Source organism: Streptomyces tanashiensis (assembly GCF_014648895.1).
Lineage (GTDB): Bacteria > Actinomycetota > Actinomycetes > Streptomycetales > Streptomycetaceae > Streptomyces > Streptomyces tanashiensis.
This window is the reverse complement of the sequence record NZ_BMRZ01000010.1, coordinates 261,803-285,779: the sequence shown is the minus strand read 5'-3', so window position 1 is coordinate 285,779 and position 23,977 is coordinate 261,803. Positions and strand designations below refer to the sequence as shown.

Annotated in this window: 12 protein-coding genes, 1 tRNA gene and 1 pseudogene; 10 read left to right on the top strand and 4 right to left on the bottom strand. The window is 72.2% G+C overall.

Annotated elements, in window-relative coordinates; genetic code table 11:
• The first annotated feature begins 62 nt into the window (after nt 1–62).
• Nucleotides 63–135, top strand: a tRNA-Thr gene (locus IE237_RS27175).
• Nucleotides 136–237: 102 nt separating this feature from the next.
• Here IE237_RS27175 and IE237_RS27170 read toward each other — a convergent pair.
• Nucleotides 238–2,887: pseudogene (locus IE237_RS27170) on the bottom strand (SpoIIE family protein phosphatase).
• Nucleotides 2,888–3,156: 269 nt separating this feature from the next.
• Here IE237_RS27170 and IE237_RS27165 point away from each other — a divergent pair.
• The 9 genes from IE237_RS27165 (at nt 3,157) to IE237_RS40905 (ending at nt 17,572) form a co-directional block, all read left to right on the top strand.
• The gene (locus IE237_RS27165) at nt 3,157–8,637 is read left to right on the top strand and encodes a HAMP domain-containing protein (protein ID WP_189804746.1); all 5,481 of its coding nucleotides are present in this window, start codon (nt 3,157–3,159) and stop codon (nt 8,635–8,637) included.
• Between the two features lie 303 nt (nt 8,638–8,940).
• Nucleotides 8,941–9,615, top strand: a complete 675-nt coding sequence (locus tag IE237_RS27160; RefSeq protein ID WP_189804745.1) for a response regulator — start codon at nt 8,941–8,943, stop codon at nt 9,613–9,615.
• Between the two features lie 216 nt (nt 9,616–9,831).
• The gene (locus tag IE237_RS27155; protein ID WP_189804744.1) at nt 9,832–12,660 is read left to right on the top strand and encodes a DNA translocase FtsK; all 2,829 of its coding nucleotides are present in this window, start codon (nt 9,832–9,834) and stop codon (nt 12,658–12,660) included.
• A gap of 244 nt (nt 12,661–12,904) precedes the next feature.
• Nucleotides 12,905–13,732: a helix-turn-helix domain-containing protein gene (locus IE237_RS27150; protein WP_189804743.1), complete on the top strand. Its 828-nt coding sequence runs from the start codon at nt 12,905–12,907 to the stop codon at nt 13,730–13,732.
• A 102-nt stretch (nt 13,733–13,834) separates the two neighbouring features.
• Nucleotides 13,835–15,340 (top strand): 30S ribosomal protein S12 methylthiotransferase RimO, encoded by a 1,506-nt coding sequence (rimO, locus tag IE237_RS27145; RefSeq protein ID WP_189804742.1) that lies wholly within the window; start codon nt 13,835–13,837, stop codon nt 15,338–15,340.
• Entirely contained in the window at nt 15,337–16,011 is a 675-nt protein-coding gene (gene pgsA / locus IE237_RS27140) for a CDP-diacylglycerol--glycerol-3-phosphate 3-phosphatidyltransferase (protein ID WP_189804741.1), read from the top strand. Before rimO ends, pgsA begins: the two co-directional genes overlap by 4 nt.
• Nucleotides 16,008–16,529 (top strand): CinA family protein, encoded by a 522-nt coding sequence (locus IE237_RS27135; protein ID WP_189804740.1) that lies wholly within the window; start codon nt 16,008–16,010, stop codon nt 16,527–16,529. Before pgsA ends, IE237_RS27135 begins: the two co-directional genes overlap by 4 nt.
• A 109-nt stretch (nt 16,530–16,638) precedes the next feature.
• On the top strand, nt 16,639–17,022 hold the full coding sequence (locus IE237_RS27130) for a helix-turn-helix domain-containing protein (protein WP_024758922.1): 384 nt from the start codon (nt 16,639–16,641) through the stop codon (nt 17,020–17,022).
• A gap of 223 nt (nt 17,023–17,245) precedes the next feature.
• Complete coding sequence (locus tag IE237_RS40905; protein WP_229842918.1) at nt 17,246–17,572, top strand: hypothetical protein; 327 nt, start codon at nt 17,246–17,248, stop codon at nt 17,570–17,572.
• Here IE237_RS40905 and IE237_RS27125 read toward each other — a convergent pair.
• The 3 genes from IE237_RS27125 to IE237_RS27115 form a co-directional block, all read right to left on the bottom strand.
• Complete coding sequence (locus IE237_RS27125) at nt 17,520–18,293, bottom strand: SDR family NAD(P)-dependent oxidoreductase (protein ID WP_189804739.1); 774 nt, start codon at nt 18,291–18,293, stop codon at nt 17,520–17,522. The two genes, IE237_RS40905 and IE237_RS27125, sit on opposite strands and share 53 nt — an antisense overlap.
• A 32-nt stretch (nt 18,294–18,325) precedes the next feature.
• Entirely contained in the window at nt 18,326–19,138 is an 813-nt protein-coding gene (locus IE237_RS27120) for a DNA-formamidopyrimidine glycosylase family protein (protein ID WP_189804738.1), read from the bottom strand.
• 102 nt (nt 19,139–19,240) lie between these two features.
• A complete protein-coding gene (locus IE237_RS27115; protein ID WP_189804737.1) occupies nt 19,241–23,890 on the bottom strand; it encodes an Lhr family ATP-dependent helicase in 4,650 nt (1,549 codons plus the stop codon).
• Nucleotides 23,891–23,977 lie beyond the last annotated feature (87 nt).

The window sequence follows — 23,977 nt, the reverse complement described above, 5'->3', positions numbered from 1 at the left end:
TTTCAGCGCCGATGGTACTGCAGGGGGGACCCTGTGGGAGAGTAGGACGCCGCCGAACACCCGCCCTTTTAGCTCAGTCGGTAGAGCGTCTCCATGGTAAGGAGAAGGTCAACGGTTCGATTCCGTTAAAGGGCTCCGAAATGAAAAGGCCCCCGCCTCTTGGCGGGGGCCTTTTCGCGTTTCCGGAGTGTGTGCGGAACAGTGGCCGGCGCCCCCCAGAGGGGGCGCCGGTGGGGGTCAGCTGGGGTCCGGTTCGCGGAGGCGCATCGCCAGGATGGCCATGTCGTCGGAGGCGGGGGCCTGGGCGAAGCGCTCGACCGCGCGGAGGACACGGGAGGCGACCGCGCCGGCCGTCAGGCCCGTACAGGTCCTGAGGACTTCGGCCAGGCCGTCGTCGCCGAGCATGCGGGTGCCTTCGCGGCGCTCCGTCACGCCGTCCGTGACGCAGAGGAGGACGTCGCCCGGGTCGAGCGTGACCGTCTGCTCGTACAGCTCCAGGTCCTCCATGACGCCCAGGAGCGGCTGCGGTTCGGCCGCGGGCTCCACCGTGCCGTCCGGGCGGAGGCGCAGCGGGAGGGGGTGGCCGGCGCAGACGACCTTGAGGATCGCCGAGCCGTCCTCCTGCGGGCGCATCTCGCCGTAGAGGAGGGTCAGGAAGCGGCTGCGGGCGCCCTCGTCGAGGATCGCCGCGTTCAGTCGCTCCAGGACGGCCGGGCCGCCGAAGCCCTCGCGGGCCAGGAGGCGCAGGGCGTGGCGGGCCAGGCCGGTGACGGCGGCCGCCTCCGGTCCCGTACCGCAGACGTCGCCGATGGCGAATCCGTACGCGCCGTCCCGGATGGGGAAGAGGTCGTAGAAGTCGCCTCCGACCTCGTTGCCCTCGCCGGCCGCGCGGTAGATGACGTCGACCTCGACGCCCGGGATCGTGGGGAGGCCGGGCGGGAGGAGGCTGCGCTGGAGGGACTGGCTGATCGCCACGCGCTCCGAGTACAGGCGGGCGTTGTCCAGGGCCAGGGCGGCCCGGCGCGAGAGGTCCTCGGCGAGTTCCAGGATCTCCTGGCGGAAGTGGTCCTCCGAGGGCCTGCCGAGGGTCAGCATGCCGATGACCCGGTTGCGGGCGACCAGCGGCAGGACGACCGTCTCGCCGGCGACCGCGCTCGCGGTGGCCAGCGTGGTGTCGATGCCGGAGGAGAGCGGGCTCGTCGGGTGGTCGAGGGCGCGGACCGAGGCGGTCAGCGCGGCGCGGTGCGCGGCGTCGCCCGGGGCGGACCAGACGCGGGCGCCGAGGGTCGGCACCGGGTCGGGCGGGGCGATGGAGGAGAGCAGTTCCTTGAGGCCGTCGATGCGGTCCTCGTCCTCGTGGAGCACGTAGGAGAGGTACGGGTCGGAGGCCTGGTCGGCGATCGTGTAGACCGCGCACCAGGTGGCGAGGGTGGGGACCGTCATCTGGGCCATGAGGGCCAGGGTCTGGTCGCGGTCGAGGGTGCCGGCCAGGAGGTCGGAGGCCTCGACGAGGAAGCTGAGGGAGCCGCGGCGGAGCCGTTCGAGTTCGCCGAGGCGGGCGGATTCGACGGCCAGGGCGATGCGGTCGGCGGCGAACTGGAGGCGCAGGGCCTCCTCGTTGGAGTAGCGGTTCGCGGACTCGGCGGCCACGCCGAGGGAGCCGGTGAGCCGGCCCTCGACCTTGAGGGGGACGGTGACGACCGAGCGCATGCCGGTGCCTTCGAGGAGGGGGACGGCGCCGGGGACGGCGGCCAGATCCTCGTGGACGGCGGGCATACGGGCGGAGCCGTAACGGCTGGCGCCGGTCTCCACGGGCACGCGGGCGAAGCGCTGGCGGGCGGCCGGGAGTCCGGTGGTGGCCCGCACCTCCAGTTCCGTCTCGTCGTCGGTGGCGAGCAGCAGGAAGGCGGCGTCGCCGTCGAGCATGTCGCGGGCGCGCTCGACGGTGCGCTGGAGGAGGCCGTCGAGGTCGTCGGGGGCCGGGGAGCCGATGAAGACCTCGAAGGGGTCGGCGGCGGTGCGGCTCTCGGCGCCCGGCTCGGCGACGGGGCGCTGGGGGGGTCTGGAGGACGGCGCGCTCGTGCTCCCGTACCAGGAGGCAGACCGTGGAGGGTTCGCCCTGGGCGTCGCGGACCCGGAGGTGGGAGGCGTAGACGGGGATCACCCGGCCGTCGGCGCAGCGGATGCCGTAGCTGCCCTCCCAGCGGGAGAGGCGGAGGGCCTCGGCGAGGCCGGTGCCGATGCCGGGGGTGTGGGGCCAGGCGGCGAGGTCGCCGAGGGGTTTGCCGGTGACCTGCTCGGAGCCGTAGCCGAAGAGTTCCTCGGCGTCCTCGTTCCACGCGGTGATCGTGCCGCCGCGGTCGATCTGGGCGACGGCGACGCGGACGCGGGTCTCGGCGACCGGGAGGAGGGCGTCGGGGAGGACGGGCCCGGCGGAGCGGGTGCCGACGGGGCGCTGGGGGAGGTCGAGGTGGAACCAGACGTGCTTGCGGGTGGGGGAGTAGTCGACGCCCCAGCGGTGGGCGAGGGCGGCGCAGAGCAGCAGTCCGCGGCCGTTCTCGCGGTCCGGGCTGCCGAACGAGCGGCCGCTCTGGACGGGGATCTCGCGCTCGGGGTAGCGGTCGGCGACCTCGACGCGGACGCTGTCGTCGGAGCGGAGGCAGAGGACCTCCGCGGCGGTGCCGGCGTGGATGACGGCATTGGTGACGAGCTCGCTGGTGAGGACGACGGCGTCGTCGACGAGTTCGGGGTGTCCCCAGCCCTGGAGGGTGTCCCGGACGAAGGCGCGGGCGGCCGCGACGGACCGCCCGACGGGCTCGAAGCTGGCAGTCGCCCGCGCGGTGATCACAGCACTCCTCGTACGCGTCTCGACGCCCGGCTCTGCCATGCTCGGTCTGTCCCTCCCGCTGCCCGGTGGTCGTGCGCGCACCACGCCGCCCCCGCCGGGCGGACCGGGGCGGTTGGACAGCCGGATGCCAGGTTACTTACCTTCGCTGTCCGAGCGGATGCCGGTCACCGCTGATTCCGTCCCCCGGGGGTAGGGACGCTGTGTGAAGCTGCCGAACTGTTATCGCCTGGTTCGGTCGCGGTGAAACACTGGGCAGGCTGACGGCGAGAGCCGGAGCGGTACGGTCGACCCCTTTCGGGAGGGACACGGTGGAGTCTGGCACGGCGGCGCGGCGCGGCGGAGGCAGTGGCACGCGCGCGAGGGGCGGGCGTTCCCGTGGGGGGACGGTCCAGGTGGACGCGGCGGCACTGGAGCGGCTGTTGGCCGCGCTGGTGTCGATGCGGGACGGGAACTTCCGCAGACGGCTGACGGTGTCCGGTGACGGGGTCATGGCGGAGATCTCCGCCGTGTTCAACGAGGTCGCCGACCGGCAGATGCATGTGACGGGTGAGCTGTCGCGGGTCCGGCGGGTGGTCGGCCGCGAGGGCAAGCTCTCCGAGCGTCTTGAGGCGGGGGCCAGTGAGGGGGCGTGGGCTGCGGCGATCGAGGCCGCGAACGCGCTCGTCGACGATCTGGCCCGGCCGGTGTCCGAGGTGGGGCGGGTCCTGTCGGCGGTGGCCGAGGGTGACCTGGACCAGCGGATGGACCTGCGTTCGGAGGGTGCGGACGGGACCGTCCGGCCGCTGCGAGGGGAGTTCCTGAAGGTCGCTCGTACCGCCAACAACCTGGTCGACCAGCTGTCGGTGTTCGCCTCCGAGGTGACCAGGGTCGCCGTCGAGGTGGGTACGGACGGCAAGCTGGGCGGTCAGGCGCAGGTGCGCGGGGTGTCCGGTTCGTGGAAGGACCTCACGGACTCCGTCAACACCATGGCGAACCGGCTGACGGCCCAGGTGCGGGACATCGCGCTCGTGACGACGGCGGTCGCGGACGGCGATCTGTCTCAGAAGGTCACGGCGAACGTGGCCGGCGAGATGCTGGAGCTGAAGAACACCGTCAACCGGATGGTGGACCAGCTGTCGTCGTTCTCCTCCGAGGTGACCCGCGTCGCGCGTGAGGTGGGTACGGAGGGTGAGCTCGGCGGTCAGGCCGAGGTGGCCGGGGTCGCCGGTGTGTGGAAGGACCTCACGGACTCCGTCAACACGATGGCGGGCAATCTCACCAATCAGGTGAGAGGGATCGCCGAGGTGACGACGGCGGTCGCCAACGGTGACCTGTCGCAGAAGGTTCGGGTCTCCGCGCGCGGTGAGATCGCCCAACTCGCCGACACCATCAACCAGATGACCGAGACGCTCCGGACCTTCGCCGACGAGGTGACCCGTGTGTCGGGTGAGGTCGGCGCGCAGGGTCTGCTCGGTGGTCAGGCGCAGGTGCCGGGTGCGGCGGGGACGTGGAAGGACCTCACGGACTCCGTCAACACGGTCTTCCGGAACATCACCACGCAGGTGCGGGACATCGCGCAGGTGACGACGGCGGTCGCCAACGGTGATCTGTCGCAGAAGGTCACGGTGGACGTGGCCGGCGAGATGCTGGAGCTGAAGAACACCGTCAACACGATGGTGGACCAGCTCTCGGCGTTCGGTTCCGAGGTGACCCGGGTGGCCCGGGAGGTCGGCGTCGAGGGTCTGCTCGGCGGCCAGGCCGAGGTGCCGGGTGCGGCGGGCACGTGGAAGGACCTCACCGACTCGGTGAACACGGCCTTCCGCAACCTGACCGGTCAGGTGCGGGACATCGCGCAGGTGACGACGGCGGTCGCCAACGGTGATCTGTCGCAGAAGGTCACGGTGGACGTGGCCGGCGAGATGCTGGAGCTGAAGAACACCGTCAACACGATGGTGTCGCAGCTGTCGTCCTTCGCGGACCAGGTGACCCGGATGGCCCGGGACGTGGGCACGGAGGGCCGGCTCGGCGGTCAGGCGCGGGTCGACGGGGTGTCCGGGCGCTGGCGGGAGCTCACGGACTCCGTGAACTTCATGGCCGGCAACCTGACCTCGCAGGTGCGGCAGATCGCGCAGGTGACGACGGCCGTGGCCCGTGGTGACCTGTCGCAGAAGATCGACGTGGACGCGCGGGGCGAGATCCTGGAGCTGAAGAACACCATCAACACGATGGTGGACCAGCTCTCCGCGTTCGCGGACCAGGTGACCCGGGTGGCCCGCGAGGTGGGCACGGACGGACGTCTCGGCGGTCAGGCGCAGGTGCCGGGTGTGGCCGGCGTGTGGCGCGACCTGACGGACTCGGTGAACGGCATGGCCGGCAACCTCACCACCCAGGTCCGCAACATCGCGCAGGTCGCCACCGCGGTGGCGCGCGGTGACCTGTCGCAGAAGATCGACGTGGACGCGCGGGGCGAGATCCTGGAGCTGAAGAACACCCTCAACACGATGGTGGACCAGCTCTCGAACTTCGCGGAGCAGGTGACCCGGGTGGCCCGCGAGGTGGGCACCGAGGGCATCCTGGGCGGTCAGGCCGAGGTGCAGGGGGTCTCCGGCACCTGGAAGGACCTCACCCAGTCGGTGAACTTCATGGCGAACAACCTCACCATCCAGGTGCGGAACATCGCCGAGGTCACGACGGCGGTCGCCATGGGCGACCTGTCGAAGAAGATCACGGTCGACGCCAAGGGCGAGATCCTGGAGCTGGTGACGACCGTCAACACCATGGTCGACCAGCTGTCGAACTTCGCCGACGAGGTGACGAGGGTGGCCCGCGAGGTGGGCACCGAGGGCATCCTCGGCGGCCAGGCCCGGGTGCGCGGGGTGACCGGCACCTGGAAGGACCTCAGCGACAACGTGAACCTGATGGCCAACAACCTGACCAGCCAGGTGCGCAACATCTCCCGGGTCTCCGCGGCCGTCGCCAACGGCGATCTGACGAAGAAGGTCACCGTCGAGGCGCGCGGCGAGGTCGCCGAGCTCGCCGACACCGTGAACACGATGGTGACGACCCTGTCCTCGTTCGCCGACGAGGTGACCCGGGTGGCCCGCGAGGTGGGCACGGACGGCATCCTGGGCGGCCAGGCGCGGGTGCCGGGGGTGTCGGGCACCTGGCGGGACCTGACGGACTCGGTGAACGGCATGGCCGACAACCTCACCGGTCAGGTGCGTCAGATCGCGGCCGTCACCACCGCCATCGCCAAGGGCGATCTCACCAAGAAGATCGACATCGACGCGCGCGGTGAGATCCAGGAGCTGAAGAGCACGATCAACACGATGGTCGACCAGCTGTCGAACTTCGCCGAGGAGGTCACCCGGGTCGCCCGTGAGGTGGGCACCGACGGCCAGCTGGGCGGTCAGGCCCGCGTCCGTGACGTGGACGGCACCTGGCGGGACCTGACGGAGTCCGTGAACGAGATGGCCGGGAACCTGACCCGTCAGGTGCGGGCGATCGCGGCCGTCGCCACGGCGGTGACCCGCGGCGATCTCAATCTCAAGATCGACGGTGTCGACGCGGCGGGCGAGATCCAGGCCCTCCAGGAGAACATCAACACCATGATCGCCAACCTGCGCGACACCACCCTCGCCAACGAGGAGCAGGACTGGCTCAAGGGCAACCTGGCCCGCATCTCCGGCCTCATGCAGGGCCGGCGGGACCTGGACGACGTGGCCTCGCTCATCATGAGCGAGCTGACCCCGGTGGTCTCGGCCCAGCACGGCGCCTTCTTCGTGGCCATGCCGACGGGCTCCGCCCACAGCGACGCCGAACTCGTCGGTGAGGGCGAAGGCTCGTACGAGCTGCGCATGCGCGGGAGTTACGGATACTCCAGCGGGTCCATGCCGACCTCGTTCCGGCCGGGCGAGACCCTGATCGGGACGGCGGCGGAGGAGAAGCGGACCATCCAGGTCAACGTGCCGCCGGGCTATCTGAAGATCTCGTCCGGGCTCGGCGAGGCCGCTCCGGCGCACGTGATCGTGCTGCCGGTCCTCTTCGAGGGGAAGGTCCTCGGTGTGATCGAGCTGGCGTCGTTCCAGCCGTTCACGCAGATCCAGCGCGACTTCCTCAACCAGCTCGCCGAGCTGATCGCGACCACGGTCAACACCATCAGCGTCAACACGAAGACCGAGGTGCTGCTCCAGCAGTCGCAGGAGCTCACCGAGCAGCTCAAGGAGCGGTCGGCCGAGCTGGAGCACCGGCAGAAGGAGCTGCAGGGATCCAACCTGGAGCTGGAGGAGAAGGCGGAGCTCCTCGCCCGGCAGAACCGCGACATCGAGGTGAAGAACACGGAGATCGAGGAGGCCCGGCAGGTCCTGGAGGAGCGGGCGGAACAGCTCGCCGTCTCCATGCGGTACAAGTCGGAGTTCCTCGCCAACATGTCGCACGAGCTGCGCACCCCGCTCAACTCGCTGCTGATCCTGGCCAAGTTGCTCGCGGACAACGCCGAGACCAACCTGACGCCGAAGCAGGTCGAGTTCGCGGAGACCATCCACGGCGCGGGGTCGGATCTGCTCCAGCTGATCAACGACATCCTCGACCTGTCGAAGGTCGAGGCGGGCAAGATGGACGTCTCGCCGACCCGTATCGCTCTCGTCCAGCTCGTCGACTACGTGGAGGCGACGTTCCGGCCGCTCACGGCGGAGAAGGGGCTCGACTTCTCGGTGCGGGTCTCGCCCGAGCTGCCGGCCACGCTCCACACCGACGAGCAGCGGTTGCTCCAGGTCCTGCGCAACCTGCTGTCCAACGCGGTGAAGTTCACCGACACGGGCGCGGTGGAGCTGGTGATCCGGCCGGCCGGCGCGGACGTGCCGCAGTCGATCAGGGAGCAGCTCCTGGAGGCCGGCTCGCTGCGCGATCCGGAGGCCGACCTGATCGCGTTCTCGGTCACGGACACCGGCATCGGGATCGCGGCGAGCAAGATGCGGGTCATCTTCGAGGCGTTCAAGCAGGCCGACGGCACGACCAGCCGGAAGTACGGCGGTACGGGTCTGGGGCTCTCGATCAGCCGGGAGATCGCGCGGCTGCTCGGCGGCGAGATCTTCGCCGCGAGCGAGCCCGGCCGCGGTTCGACGTTCACGCTCTATCTGCCGCTGAGCCCGACGGAGCTGCCGTCGGGCGGCTACGGGCAGGGCGCGCAGGACGCCGACGATCCGCATCAGGGGACCGAGGAGGGTGCGGCCGGGGCCATGCACCCGTTCCCGCACTTCCCGCCGCCGCCCGTGCGGACGGAGGCGCGGTCCGGGGCCGGGGCGCTGTTCCGGCACCGGCGGAAGGCCGCGGCGGAGGCGACCGGGGTGCGCGGGGCGGTTCCCGGGCAGTTCGGCCAGCAGACCGCGGCCGAGCGGGAGGAGCCGGAGGCCGAGCCGCGCCGTACCTTCGGCTTCTCGGGCGAGAAGGTGCTCATCGTCGACGACGACATCCGCAACGTCTTCGCGCTCACCAGCGTCCTGGAGCAGCACGGGCTCGCGGTGCTCTACGCCGAGAACGGGCGGGAGGGCATCGAGGTCCTGGAGCAGCACGACGACGTGACGGTCGTGCTGATGGACATCATGATGCCGGAGATGGACGGGTACGCGACGACGACCGCGATCCGGCGCATGCCGCAGTTCGCGGGGCTGCCGATCATCGCGCTGACGGCGAAGGCGATGAAGGGCGACCGGGAGAAGGCGATCGAGTCCGGTGCCTCGGACTACGTGACGAAGCCGGTCGACCCCGATCACCTGCTGTCGGTCATGGAGCAGTGGATGCGGGGGCAGTGACTCCGTGCCGGGGGTCCGCGCCGGTCGCGGCCGGACCCCCGGGCTCCGCCGGCGCGCACTGACGGACTGTCGCCAGGGGCGTGTGAGAGGCCGGGATACGGGGAACCTTCTGGTCTCCCACCGCGTTTCCGGTACGTGCACAGTGACATCGCGGTGACAGGGTGTGGCGACGGGCGGGGTGCGGCTACGATGACCGGCACAAGGACGGACGGCGCTAGGGAGTCGTCTTCTGGGGCGGCGCCCGGTGCTTCCCCCGGTTCGGGGGTCCGGGGAGAGCCGTTGCCGGGACGAGGAGGACGGGGCATGGTGCAGAAGGCCAAGATCCTCCTGGTCGATGACAGGCCGGAGAATCTGCTGGCGCTGGAGGCCATTCTCTCCGCGCTCGATCAGACGCTGGTGCGGGCATCGTCCGGGGAGGAAGCGCTCAAGGCGCTGTTGACGGACGACTTCGCGGTCATCCTGCTCGACGTCCAGATGCCGGGCATGGACGGTTTCGAGACCGCCGCCCACATCAAGAGGCGCGAGCGGACACGGGACATCCCGATCATCTTCCTCACCGCCATCAACCACGGCCCCCACCACACCTTCCGGGGGTACGCGGCGGGAGCGGTCGACTACATCTCCAAGCCGTTCGACCCGTGGGTGCTGCGCGCCAAGGTCTCCGTCTTCGTCGAGCTCTACATGAAGAACTGCAAGCTGCGCGAGCAGGCCGCCCTGCTGCGGCTGCAGTTGGAGGGCGGCGGCGAGGCCGGTCACGGCAAGGAGTCCGCCGGGCTGCTCGCCGAGCTCTCCGCGCGGCTCGCGGCCGTCGAGGAGCAGGCCGAGGCCCTGTCGAAGCAGCTCGACGACGACTCCGCCGACGCGGCGGCCGTGGCCACCGCCGCGCACCTGGAGCGCAAGCTCACCGGGCTGCGGCGGGCGCTCGACGCGCTGGAGCCGGGTACGGGCGCCGCGCCGACGCTGCCCGCCCAGAGCTGACGCAGGGGCTGTCCCGAGCCGGCGTACCGGGCGCGCCCGGAGCAGGCGTTCCGCCCCGCCCGGCCGCCGTATCGGCCCCTCCGGAGCTGACGTGCCGTCATGGCCTGTTCCGTGCGGCGCGGGTCGTCGTGAGGGGGCGTCAGCATCGCGCCCCGGCACGGACGACACGAACGGGTGAGGCGGACAGCCGGTCTCCACACCGGTAACCTCGGCATCATGGCTTCACGTACGTCCGGCAAGGGGTCCCAGGGCACGGCGAACACCGCAAAGCCGCGCGCCGGCCGGACGACGGGCGCCGCGAAGAAAGCGGCACCCGCGAAGTCCCCCGCCAAGCCGCCCGCGAAGAAGGCACCGGCCAAGAAGGCCGCGCCCGCCAAGCGCGCGCCCGCGCGGAAGACCGCGGCCAAGAAGGCCGCGCCCCGGCCCGCACCGTCCCCGACCGGGGGCGTCTACCGGCTCGCGCGCGGGGCCTGGCTCGGCCTCGCCCACGGGATCGGGGCGATGTTCCGGGGGATAGGGCGCGGCGCCAAGGGGCTCGACCCCGCCCACCGCAAGGACGGGCTCGCGCTGCTCCTCCTCGGCCTCGCACTGATCGTCGCCGCCGGAACCTGGTCCAACCTGCGCGGCCCGGTCGGCGACCTCGTCGAGATGCTCGTGACCGGGTCCTTCGGCCGGCTCGACCTGCTCGTGCCGCTGCTCCTCGGCGCGATCGGCATCCGGCTGATCCTCTACCCGGAGAAGCCCGAGGCCAACGGCCGCATCAGCATCGGCCTCTCCGCACTCGTCATCGGCGTCCTCGGCCAGGTGCACATCGCCTGCGGCTCCCCGGGGCGCGGCGACGGCAGCGCGGCCATGCAGGACGCCGGCGGGCTCATCGGCTGGGCCGCGTCCCAGCCCCTCGTCTTCATGATGGGCGAGGTCCTCGCCGTACCGATGCTGGTGCTGCTCACCGTCTTCGGGCTGCTCGTGGTCACGGCCACCCCGGTCAACGCGATCCCGCAGCGACTGCGCGCGCTCGGCGCGAAGCTGGGCATCATCGAGCTCCCGTACGACCCGGCCGAGGCCGAGGGGCACCAGGGCGGGCCGGACCGCGAGGGGTACGACGAGGAGTGGCGGGACGCGGGACCGCGCCCGGCCCGGCCCGTCCGGCGCCGCGCGTCCGGGCCCGCGGAGCCGTACGACGTCGAGCGGGCCGAGGCGGAGATGCTGGAGCGGCGCGGCCGCCCGGCCCGCCGGACCTCCGGGCGGGACGACTTCGACTCCGGTCTCGACCCGGTGGACGTCGCCGCGGCGGCCGCCGCCGCGCTCGACGGCGCCGTGCTGAACGGCATGCCGCCCTCGCCGATCGTCGCCGACCTGACCAAGGACGTCACCGCCGAGCGGAACGCCGCCGTGGCCGCCTCCGCCGCGGCCGCCGCCGAGGCCGGTGCCGCCAAGGCGGGGCCGGCCGCTCCCGTACCGCCGGCCCGTGGGGGAGCCCGCCCCGGTGGCGGCGTACCCGATCTGACGAAGCCGGCGCCCGAGCCGACCGACCTGCCGCCCCGGGCCGAGCAGCTCCAGCTCGCGGGCGACATCACGTACTCCCTGCCCTCGCTCGACCTCCTCGAGCGCGGTGGCCCCGGCAAGACCCGCAGCGCCGCCAACGACGCCGTCGTCGACGCGCTCACCAACGTCTTCACCGAGTTCAAGGTCGACGCGGCCGTCACCGGCTTCACACGCGGCCCCACGGTCACGCGGTACGAGGTCGAGCTCGGCCCGGCCGTGAAGGTCGAGAAGATCACGGCCCTGACCAAGAACATCGCCTACGCCGTGGCCTCGCCCGACGTGCGGATCATCTCGCCGATCCCCGGCAAGTCCGCGGTCGGCATCGAGATCCCGAACAGCGACCGCGAGATGGTCAACCTCGGGGACGTGCTGCGGCTCGCGGCCGCGGCGGAGGACGACCATCCGATGCTGGTCGCGCTCGGCAAGAACGTCGAGGGCGGCTACGAGATGGCCAACCTGGCGAAGATGCCGCACGTCCTGGTCGCCGGTGCCACGGGCTCCGGAAAGTCCTCGTGCATCAACTGCCTGATCACGTCGATCATGATAAGAGCGACCCCCGAGGACGTCCGGATGGTGCTCGTCGACCCCAAGCGGGTCGAGCTCACCGCCTACGAGGGCATCCCGCACCTGATCACCCCGATCATCACCAACCCCAAGAAGGCCGCCGAGGCGCTCCAGTGGGTCGTCCGCGAGATGGACCTGCGCTACGACGACCTGGCCGCCTTCGGCTACCGGCACATCGACGACTTCAACCAGGCCATCCGGGACGGCAAGATCAAGCTGCCCGAGGGCAGCGAGCGCGAGCTCAACCCGTACCCGTACCTCCTGGTGATCGTCGACGAGCTGGCCGACCTGATGATGGTCGCGCCGCGTGACGTCGAGGACTCGATCGTCCGGATCACCCAGCTGGCGCGCGCCGCCGGCATCCACCTCGTGCTCGCCACCCAGCGGCCGTCCGTGGACGTCGTCACCGGCCTGATCAAGGCGAACGTGCCCTCGCGGCTCGCCTTCGCCACCTCCTCGCTCGCCGACAGCCGGGTCATCCTCGACCAGCCGGGCGCCGAGAAGCTGATCGGCAAGGGTGACGGTCTCTTCCTGCCGATGGGTGCCAACAAGCCCGTCCGCATGCAGGGCGCCTTCGTCACCGAGGACGAGGTCGCGGCCGTCGTGCAGCACTGCAAGGACCAGATGACGCCCGTCTTCCGGGACGACGTCACCGTCGGCACCAAGCAGAAGAAGGAGATCGACGAGGACATCGGCGACGACCTCGACCTGCTGTGCCAGGCCGCCGAGCTCGTCGTCTCGACGCAGTTCGGTTCCACCTCGATGCTCCAGCGGAAGCTGCGCGTGGGTTTCGCGAAGGCCGGCCGGCTGATGGACCTCATGGAGTCGCGGAACATCGTCGGGCCGAGCGAGGGCTCCAAGGCGCGGGACGTGCTCGTGAAGCCCGACGAGCTGGACGGGGTCCTCGCGGTGATCCGGGGGGAGTCGGGGGAGTAGGACTCCGGGCGGTGCGGAGTGGCCGGCGCGAGGCGGGGTACCCGGTTCGAGACCGGGCCGAGACTCACTCGTAAGGGAACGGTGGGCAACCGTTTCCCCTGGCCGTACGTCAAGTTGGAGGGAGGGACAGAAGGATGTCCCAGCCTCATGGCGTACAAACAGCACCCGCCCGGTTGCCCCACCCTTTCGTACCACCCATAGACTGAACGTCCAGCAGGTGGCTACACGCTCGAAAGGCGCTCTCGTGTCCATCGGCAACTCCCCCGAAGACGACCGGACCTTCCCGGCAGACGACCGGGATTCGATCGGTCGCGCTCTCCAGCAGGCCCGTATCGCCGCCGGTCTCACCGTCGAAGAGGTCAGTGCCTCCACCCGTGTCCGGATTCCGATCGTGCAGGCGATCGAGGAGGACGACTTCTCGCGCTGTGGCGGCGACGTCTACGCCCGCGGCCACATCCGTACCCTCGCGCGCGCCGTCGGTCTCGATCCTGCCGCGCTGATCGAGCAGTACGACGCCGAGCACGGTGGCCGTCCCGCGCCCACCCCCGCCGCCCCGCTCTTCGAGGCGGAACGTATCCGCCCCGAGCCGCGCAGGCCCAACTGGACCGCCGCGATGGTCGCGGCCATCGTCGCCGTCGTCGGTTTCGTCGGCTTCACGATGTTCAACGGGAACGAGGCCCCGAAGGGGACCGCCGTGGCCGACGGCGGCCCGGCCCCCGCCCCGGAGAAGGCGAGCTCCGCCGCCAAGCCGAAGCCGGTCAAGCCCGCCGCGCCCAAGCCCACCGAGAGCGCGATCGCCGCGGTCCCGCAGGACAAGGTCACGGTCAAGCTCTCCGCGGTCGACGACAAGAGCTGGATCTCGGCCAAGGCCCACGACGGAAAGCTCCTCTTCGACGGGCTCCTCCTCAAGGGCGAGTCCAAGACCTTCCAGGACGACGAGCGCGTCGACCTCGTCCTCGGCAACGCCGGCGCGATCGAGCTCTACGTGAACGGCAAGAAGCTCGATGACAAGTTCGAATCCGGCCAGGTCGAGCGGCTCAGCTACACCAAGGGCGACCCCGAGGCCGGCTGAGCCCCGCTGTGAGGCGGGCCCCGCGGCCCCCGATGTGACCTCTGTCGCGCAGGTGAACCCTGCGCGACGGGGGAACGGCCGGGACGAAGTAGTCTTGAGTCCATGCCCGAACGCCGTACCGTCGCCCTTGTCACTCTTGGCTGCGCCCGTAACGAGGTGGACTCGGAGGAGCTCGCAGGCCGCTTGGCAGCGGACGGCTGGGAGCTCGTCGAGAACGCCGAAGAAGCGGACGTCGCCGTCGTCAACACCTGCGGATTCGTCGAAGCCGCCAAGAAGGACTCCGTCGACGCCCTGCTCGAAGCCAATGATCTGAAGGACCACGGCAGGACCCAGGCCGTCGTCGCCGTCGGCTGCATGGCCGAGCGGTACGGCAAGGAGCTCGCCGAGGCCCTCCCGGAGGCCGACGGCGTCCTCGGCTTCGACGACTACGCCGACATCTCCAACCGCCTCCAGACCATCCTCAACGGTGGCAGTGTCGAGGCCCACACCCCGCGTGACCGGCGCAAGCTGCTGCCGCTGTCGCCCGTGGAGCGCCAGGAGGCCGCCGCGACCGTGGCCCTGCCGGGACACGGCTCCGTGGACGCCCCCGAGAACGTGCCCAGCGACCTTCCCGAGGGCCTCGCGCCCGCCTCCGGGCCGCGCGCGCCGCTCCGCCGCCGCCTGGACACCAGCCCCGTCGCCTCCGTGAAGCTGGCCTCCGGCTGCGACCGCCGCTGCTCCTTCTGCGCCATCCCCTCCTTCCGAGGCTCCTTCGTCTCGCGCCGTCCCTCGGACGTGCTGAACGAGACGCGCTGGCTCGCCGAGCAGGGCGTCAAGGAGGTCATGCTGGTCTCCGAGAACAACACCTCCTACGGCAAGGACCTCGGCGACATCCGGCTCCTGGAGAGCCTGCTGCCCGAGCTGGCCTCGGTGGACGGCATCGAGCGCGTCCGCGTCAGCTACCTCCAGCCCGCCGAGATGCGCCCCGGCCTGATCGACGTCCTCACGTCGACCGAGAAGGTCGTGCCCTACTTCGACCTGTCCTTCCAGCACAGCGCCCCGGACGTGCTGCGCGCCATGCGCCGCTTCGGTGACACCGACCGCTTCCTGGAGCTTCTGGAGACCATCCGCTCCAAGGCCCCCACGGCCGGTGCCCGGTCCAACTTCATCGTCGGCTTCCCCGGCGAGACCGAGGCGGACTTCGCCGAGCTGGAACGCTTCATCACCCACGCGCGCCTCGACGCCATCGGCGTCTTCGGCTACTCCGACGAGGACGGCACCGAGGCCGCCACGTACGAGCACAAGCTCGACCAGGACGTCGTCGACGAGCGGCTCGCCCACCTCTCCCGGCTCGCCGAGGAGCTCACCGCGCAGCGCGCGGAGGAGCGGATCGGAGAGACCCTGGAGGTACTCGTCGAGTCCGAGTCGGACGACGAGGACGAGGAGGGCGGCTGGATCGGCCGCGCGGCCCACCAGGCGCCCGAGACCGACGGACAGGTGCTGCTGCTCACCACGGACGGCGGTGCGGGCCCCGGCCTCGCCCCGGGCCGTATGGTCAGGGCGAAGGTCGTCGGCACGGAGGGCGTCGACCTCGTGGCCGAGTGTCTTTTCGAGGAGGCGGGCAGATGACCGGAGTCCCGGCATCCGCGACGGGCGGGACCGGTAGGCCGGCGCCCCGCGGCAAGCTGGGCACGGCGGCCGTCAACCAGGCCAGCCTGTGGAACATCGCGAACATCCTCACCATGATCCGGCTCGTCCTCGTGCCGGGCTTCGTGGTGCTGCTGCTCCAGGACGGCGGGCACGACCCCGTGTGGCGGGCCTGGGCCTGGGCGGCGTTCGCGGTGGCCATGATCACGGACGTCTTCGACGGGCACCTCGCCCGTGCGTACAACCTGGTCACCGACTTCGGGAAGATCGCCGACCCCATCGCCGACAAGGCGATCATGGCGGCCGGACTCATCTCGCTGTCCGCGCTCGGCGACCTGCCCTGGTGGGTGACCTCGGTCATCCTGGCCCGCGAGCTCGGCGTCACCCTGATGCGGTTCTGGGTCATCCGGCACGGGGTCATCCCGGCCAGCCGCGGCGGCAAGATGAAGACGCTCGCCCAGGGCACCGCCGTGGGCATGTACGTCCTCGTGCTCACCGGCCCGCTGGCCACCCTCCGCTTCTGGGTGATGGCGGTGGCCGTCGTGCTGACGGTCGTCACCGGTCTGGACTACGTACGGCAGGCGGTCGTCCTGCGGCGCCAGGGGCTCGCGGCGGAGCGGGCGGCGGCGCGGTCGGAGACGGCGACGCGATGACCGAGGCCGCCCGGGTGCTGGCGCTGCTCGCGGAGCGTGATCAGACGCTGGCCGCCGCGGAGTCGCTCACGGGTGGTCTGGTGGCCGCCGAGCTCACCGGGGTGCCCGGCGCCTCGGTCTCCTTCCTGGGGTCGGTCACGGCGTACGCCACGGCCCTGAAGCGCGAGCTCCTCGGCGTCGACGGGGCCCTGCTCGCGGAGCGCGGAGCGGTCGATCCCGAGGTCGCGCTGCAGATGGCGGCCGGTGTACGGGACCGGCTCGGCGCCGACTGGGGGGTCTCGACGACCGGGGTCGCGGGGCCCACACCACAGGACGGCCAGCCCGTCGGGACCGTCTACGTGGCGATCGCCGGACCGGCGGCGACGAGCGCCCGCGCCGGGAAAGTGGTGTCGTTGAGGTTGAACGGCGATCGTACGGAAATCCGTAGAGAGAGCGTACGGAGCGTGCTGGAGCTGCTCCATGAGGAACTCTCGGGAAATGCGCGGGCACAGGATACGGAACACAACGGGGGGAATTGATGTTTGCAGCCCTGAGTGAACACGACATCGCTCCCCGCACGGCCGCAGCGCGAGGCGGTACGGTGGGGCGTGAAGGATGCGGCTACGCGGTCCGAGGAGGGAGCCACCGATGATTCTGCTCCGTCGCCTGCTGGGTGACGTGCTGCGTCGGCAGCGCCAGCGCCAGGGCCGTACTCTGCGCGAAGTCTCCTCGTCGGCCCGAGTCTCGCTCGGCTATCTCTCCGAGGTGGAGCGGGGGCAGAAGGAGGCTTCCTCCGAGCTGCTCTCCGCGATCTGCGACGCGCTGGACGTACGGATGTCCGAGCTCATGCGCGAAGTGAGCGACGAGCTGTCGCTGGCCGAACTGGCCGAGTCGGCAGCGGCGAGCGAACCGGTGCCGACGCCGGTACGCCCGATGCTCAATTCGGTGTCGGTGACGTCGGTGGCCGGTGTGCCCACCGGGCGGGTGACCATCAAGGCGCCCGCGGAAGCGGTGGACGTCGTCGCTGCCTGAACCGAAGTGGGGCGAGGCCCCGGTCGGTGCCCTGTTCACGGGGCGCTGACCGGGGCTTCTCTCATGCCGGGGGGTCCGGGCCGTTCGGCTGGAGATGCCGGGTTCCGGTGCGGCTGCCATGGTGGGAGGGACGTACGACTGGGCCGTGTGCGCCGGGTTTGCCTCCGGTGCGCCCTCCCGCAGGGTGATCCTGCCGGTCTAGCGTCGACCGCAGGAGGCGGCCATGGTACGGCGACGGGTTCCGCTGGTGACGCTCGCGCTGCTCGTGTGCGGCCTCGCCGCCGGAGGGCTCTGGTGGTGGGCGGTGCTGCGCCTGCTCCTCGTGCCGGCGGAGACCGGGCCGGTCGAGGGAGCGGTGGCCGCGGGCGGCTGGGGCTTGAGCCTGCTGCCGGTGCATGTGGCGGCTTCGTCGCGGCGGCGGGGCGCGGTCCCGGCCTCCGGACGGCCGGGAGCGCTGGTCGTCGCGTCGGGGCTTCCGGGGGAGGTCGCCCGAAGGGTCACCAGGGCATCGCGACGCCGCCGTTGGGGCGGAGGATCTGGCCGGTCGTGAACGCGGAGGCGTCGGAGGCCAGGTGCAGGACCGCGTGCGCGATGTCCTCGGCCTCGCCGACCCGGCCCAGCGGCGAGTGACGGACCATCGCCGCCTCGGCCTGCTGCTGTGCGGCCGGCTCGTGCCGGTCCGTCATCGGGGTGCGGATCCAGCCCGGGGCGATCGCGTTGACCCGGATGCCGTGCGGGCCCGCCTCCGTCGCCAGCGTCTTCGTCAGCTGGACGACGGCCGCCTTGGTGACGCTGTAGCAGAGCAGGCCCGGGCTCGCGGTGTCCATCGCGCCCGAGGCCATCGTCACGATCGAACCGGGCACGCCGGAGGCGATCATCGAGCGGGCCGCTTCCTGGCACGCGTACAGGACGCCCTTGAAGTTGACGGCGAGGACGCGGTCGAGGTCCTCGTCCCGGGTCTCCAGAACCGTGCTCGTGTGCATGATCCCGGCGATGGCGGCCATGACGTGGAGCGGGCCGGCGGCGCTGACGGCCGCGGCCAGCGCGAGCCGGTCGGTGACGTCCAGGGCGTGGGTGTGCGCGGTGCCGCCCTGTCGGGCGACGAGGGCCGCGGTCTCCTTCAGGCCGTCCTCGTCGCGGTCGGCGCAGTGGACGGTGGCACCGGCCCGGGCCAGGAGCGCCGCGGTGGCGCGGCCGATGCCGCTCGCGGCGCCGGTGACGAACGCGGTGCGGCCGGTCAGGTCGTACGCCGGAAGAGTCGTGGTCGTCATGTCCGGACCGTACGACTGGATCTGACGGGTCGTCAATTGTCGTGGGAGTTTCCGTCTTCTCCGTCCAGGCCCCGTTGGCAGCCCGGGCACCAGTACGTGACGCGGTCGGCGAGCTCCGCCCTGCGGATCGCGGTCCCGCAGCGGAGGCAGGGACGGCCCTCCCGGCCGTAGACGTGGAGCGGGGTGCCCGGGCGGCGCGTGGTCGTGGTGCGCCGGTCGGGACGGTCTTTGTTCGCGTCCAGCAGGCGGTGGGCGGTGGCGACCAGGCGGGCAGGGACCTCCTGGGCGAGCTCGCCGACCGGGAGCCAGGGGGTGACGGCGGCGAGGAAGGCCAGCTCCGACTTGTACACATTGCCGATGCCGGCCAGGTTGCGCTGGTCGAGGAGGGCCTCGCCGAGGGGGCGCGCGGGATCGGCGACGAGCCGCCGTACGGCCTCCTCGGGATCCCAGTCGGGGCCGAGCAGGTCCGGGCCCAGATGTCCCACCGCGTGGGACTCCTCGGCGGTACGGATGAGCTCCAGGACGGGGAGACGGTAGCCGTACGCGGTGGACTCGGCGTTCCCGAGGATCGCCCGGATCTGGTGCTCGGGGCCGCCGCGCGGACGCTCCCCGGTGGCGTACACCCGCCAGGCTCCGTCCATCCGCAGATGCGAGTGGAGGGTGAGCCCGCCCTCGATCCGGGCGAGCAGGTGCTTGCCGCGCGGGGTGACGTCGAGGAGCGTGCGGCCGGTGAGGTCGGCGGTCGCGAAGCGGGGCACGCGGAGGTCCGCGCGGGTGAGGACCTGACCGGCGAGTGCGGTGTGCAGACGATGGGCGGTCTGCCAGACGGTGTCTCCTTCGGGCACGGGTCCATTGTGCGGGGCCCGGACCCCGCACGCGGGTGCTCTAGGGGTGTCCCGTCGATCAGGCCAGGCGCCGCGAGCCCGGCCTGATCGACAAGACACCTCCTAGGGCCGCAGGCGGAGGCCTCGGGGGGTGGCCAGGAAGCCGGAGGCTTCCAGGGGGCGGGACAGGGGGGACGTCAGGGACGTGGCGCCGTTGATCCGTTCCACCGTGACCGTGCCCAGCGCGCCCGCCTTGGCCGACGCCGCCAGCTCCTCCGCCGCCGCTCTCAGCGCCGGATCGTCCGGGTCCGTCGGCCAGGAGAGGAGCGTCTTGCCGCCGCGCTCCATGTAGAGCGTGAGCTCGCCGTCGACCAGGACCACCATCGCGCCCGCCTTGCGGCCCGGCTTGTGCCCGGCGCCCGTCGGCGGTTCCGGCCAGGGCAGGGCCGCGCCGTAGGCGTTCGCGGGGTCGGCGGCGGCGAGGACGACGGCGCGGGGGCCGGCGGCGGCCTCGGCGCCGCGATCGCGGGCCGTCGCCGCCGCCCGCAGCCGGTCCACCGCCCCGTCCATCGCGAACTGGGCCGCGCCGAGCCCCTCCACCACGTACCCGCGCCGGGCCTGCCCACTGTCCTCGAAGGCGGCCAGGATCCGGTACGTGGCCGAGAAACCGCCCTCCACGCCCTCGGCGGCCACCGCGCCCCGGGTGACCACCCCGTGCCGGTCCAGGAGGGTGCGGGCCAGGGCGTGCGCCCGGTGCGTCGGCTCCGGTTCGGGGGGCGGGAGGAGGGACCAGCGGCCGGACACCGTCGGCGGGCCCGTGCGGGACACCGGGCGGGCCGACGCCGTCAGCGTGCCGTACCGGCCGCGCGGGACCGTGCGCCGCGCGCGGTGGGCGGTGGAGCCCGCCGTGCGGCCCGAACCGAGGAGCGCGCGCAGCGGGGCCAGGGTGTCGTTGGTGAGCCGGCCCGACCAGGCCAGGTCCCAGAGGGCGTCGGCGAGCTGCGGGTCGGTGGCGTCCGGGTGGGTGGTGGCCCGGATCTGGTCGGCGATCTGCCGGAAGAACAGGCCGTACCCGCCGGAGAGGACCGTGAGGACGGACTCGTGCAGCGCGGACAGTTCCAGGGGGTGCGGGGGCGGGAGCAGCAGGGGGGCCGCGTCCGCCAGATAGAGCGAGACCCAGCCGTCCTTGCCGGGCAGCGAACCCGCACCCGCCCAGACGACCTCGCCGGTGGTCGTCAGCTCGTCCAGGAGCGCCGGGGAGTAGTCGCGGACCCGGGACGGCAGGATCAGCTTCTCCAGGGCCGAGGCCGGGACCGGTGCGCCCTGGAGCTGCTCGATCGCGCGCGCGAGGCCGTCGATGCCGCGCAGGCTGCTGCTTCCCAGGTGCTGCCACTGCGGCAGGAAGGTGGCAAGGGCCGCCGGCGGCACCGGCTCCAGCTCGTGGCGCAGGGCCGCCAGGGAACGGCGCCGCAGCCGGCGCAGGACCGTCGCGTCGCACCACTCCTGGCCGATGCCGGAGGGGTGGAACTCGCCCTGGACGACCCTGCCCGAGGCGGAGAGGCGCTGGAGGGCGCCGTCGGTGACGGCCGCGCCGAGACCGAAACGGGCGGCGGCCTGGGAGGAGGTGAACGGGCCGTGCGTGCGGGAGAAGCGCGCGAGCAGGTCGCCCAGCGGATCCTTGACCGGCTCGGTGAAGGCCTCGGGCACGCCGACCGGCAGGGCCGTGCCCAGGGCGTCCCGGAGCCGGCCCGCGTCCTCGATCGCGGCCCAGTGGTCCCGGCCGCCGATCCGCACCCGGATCGCGCGGCGGGCCGCCCCCAGCTCGGGCGCCCAGCCCGGCTCGGCGCCGCGCTCGGCCAGCTCCGCGTCCGTCAGCGGGCCCAGGACCCGCAGCAGGTCGGCGACGCCCTCCACGTCCTTGATCCGGCGGTCCTCGGTCAGCCACTGGAGCTCCCGCTCCAGCTCCGTGAGGACCTCGGGGTCGAGGAGCTCGCGCAGCTCGGCCTGGCCGAGGAGCTCCGCGAGCAGCCGGGAGTCCAGGGACAGCGCGGCCGCCCGCCGCTCGGCGAGCGGGGAGTCGCCCTCGTACAGGAACTGCGCCACGTACCCGAAGAGCAGCGAGCGGGCGAAGGGCGACGGCTCGGGGGTGGTGACCTCGACGAGCCGGACCCGGCGGGCCTCGATGTCCCCCATCAGCTCCGTCAGGCCGGGGAGGTCGAAGACGTCCTGGAGGCACTCGCGGACGGCCTCCAGGACGATCGGGAACGAGCCGAACTCGCTCGCCACCTGGAGGAGCTGGGCCGCGCGCTGCCGCTGCTGCCACAGCGGGGTGCGCTTGCCGGGATTGCGCTTGGGCAGCAGCAGGGCGCGGGCGGCGCACTCGCGGAAGCGGGAGGCGAACAACGCGGAGCCGCCCACCTGGTCGGTGACGATCTGCCCGATCTCGCCCTTGTCGAAGAGGGCGTCGGCCGCGCCGACGGGCGCCTGGTCCGCGTCGTACGCCGTGTCCAGGTGCCGGCCCGGGTCGACCGGCTCGTGGTCGAGGAGGTCCAGGCCCATGTCCAGGCCCATCAGGTCGGCGTCCGGCAGGCGCAGCACGATGCCGTCGTCCGCGTGCATCACCTGCGCGTCCATGCCGTACCGCTCGGCGAGCCGCGCGCCGAGCGCCAGCGCCCACGGGGCGTGCACCTGCGCGCCGAACGGCGAGTGGATGACGACCCGCCAGTCCCCGAGCTCGTCGCGGAACCGCTCGACCAGGATCGTCCGGTCGTCCGGCACGTGCCCGCAGGCCTCGCGCTGCTCCTTGAGGTACGCGAGGACGTTCTCCGCGGCCCAGGCGTCCAGGCCCGCGGCGAGCAGCCGCAGGCGCGCGTCCTCGTCGCCGAGGGCGCCGACCTCGCGCAGGAACGCGCCCACCGCCCGTCCCAGTTCGAGCGGGCGGCCCAGCTGGTCGCCCTTCCAGAACGGCAGCCGGCCGGGCACGCCGGGCGCGGGGGAGACGAGCACGCGGTCCCGGGTGATGTCCTCGATGCGCCAGGAGGTGGTGCCGAGCGTGAAGACGTCGCCGACCCGCGACTCGTACACCATCTCCTCGTCGAGCTCGCCGACCCGGCCCCCGCCCTTCTTGGGGTCCGAGCCCGCGAGGAAGACTCCGAACAGACCGCGGTCGGGGATCGTGCCGCCCGAGGTGACGGCGAGCCGCTGCGCACCCGGCCGTCCCGTCACCGTCCCGGCGACCCGGTCCCAGACCACGCGCGGGCGCAGCTCGGCGAAGGCGTCCGACGGATAGCGGCCGGCCAGCATGTCCAGTACGCCGGTGAACGCCGACTCCGGCAGTGACGAGAACGGGGCCGCGCGGCGCACCACCGCGAGCAGGTCGTCCACCTGCCAGGTGTCGAGCGCGACCATCGCGACCAGCTGCTGAGCGAGGACGTCCAGCGGGTTCGCCGGGATCCGCATGGACTCGATCGCACCGGAACGCATCCGCTCGGTGACGACCGCCGCCTGGACGAGGTCACCCCGGTACTTGGGGAAGACCACGCCCGTGGAGACCGCTCCCACCTGGTGGCCCGCGCGGCCCACGCGCTGGAGGCCGGAGGCCACCGAGGGCGGCGACTCGACCTGGACGACCAGGTCGACCGCGCCCATGTCGATGCCCAGCTCCAGGCTGGAGGTGGCCACCACGGCGGGCAGCCGGCCCGCCTTCAGGTCCTCCTCCACCTGGGCGCGCTGCTCCTTCGACACCGAACCGTGGTGGGCCCGGGCGAGGAGCGGCGGGGCGCCCTGAGCCGCCCCGGACTGGGCCATGACCTGGGCCGGGGGAGCCCCCTCGGGGAGCGGCTCGCCGGTGGCCCGCTCGTACGCGATCTCGTTGAGCCGGTTGCACAGGCGCTCGGCGAGCCGCCGCGAGTTCGCGAAGACGATCGTGGAGCGGTGGGACTGGACGAGGTCGGCGATCCGCTCCTCGACGTGCGGCCAGATCGACGGCTTGTCCCCGCCGTCCTTGCCCTCGGACGCGGGGGAGCCGCCCAGCTCGCCCATGTCCTCGACGGGGACGACGACGGAGAGGTCGAACTCCTTGCCCGACGGCGGCTGCACGATCTCCACGGCCCGACCCGGGGAGAGATAGCGGGCCACCTCGTCGACCGGGCGGACCGTGGCCGACAGGCCGATCCGGCGCGCCGGGCGGGGCAGCAGCTCGTCGAGCCGCTCCAGGGAGAGCGCCAGGTGCGCGCCCCGCTTCGTGCCCGCGACCGCGTGCACCTCGTCCAGGATGACCGTCTCCACGCCCGACAGGGCCTCGCGCGTGGCGGAGGTCAGCATCAGGAACAGGGACTCGGGGGTGGTGATCAGGATGTCCGGCGGCCGCGTCGCGAGCGCCCGGCGCTCGGCCGGCGGGGTGTCCCCGGACCGGATCCCGACCCGGACGTCCGGCTCGGGCAGGCCGAGCCGCACCGACTCCTGCCGGATGCCGGTCAGCGGCGAGCGCAGGTTCCGCTCGACGTCCACGGCGAGGGCCTTCAGCGGCGACACGTACAGCACGCGGCAGCGCTTCTTCGCCTCGGCGGGCGGCGGAGAGGACGCGAGCCGGTCCAGGGAGGCGAGGAAGGCCGCCAGGGTCTTGCCCGAGCCGGTCGGCGCGACGACGAGCACGTCGGAGCCCGCGCCGATGGCCTTCCAGGCGCCCTCCTGCGCCGCCGTGGGCGCGGTGAAGGCCCCGGTGAACCAACCACGGGTCGCGGGGGAGAACGAGTCGAGCGCGGACCTGACCATGCCCCCCATCGTGCACCCGACCACTGACAACCGTCCGGACCTGGGGAATCCCGATCGTCGTGGGGCGGCGACGGAGCGCAGAATGGG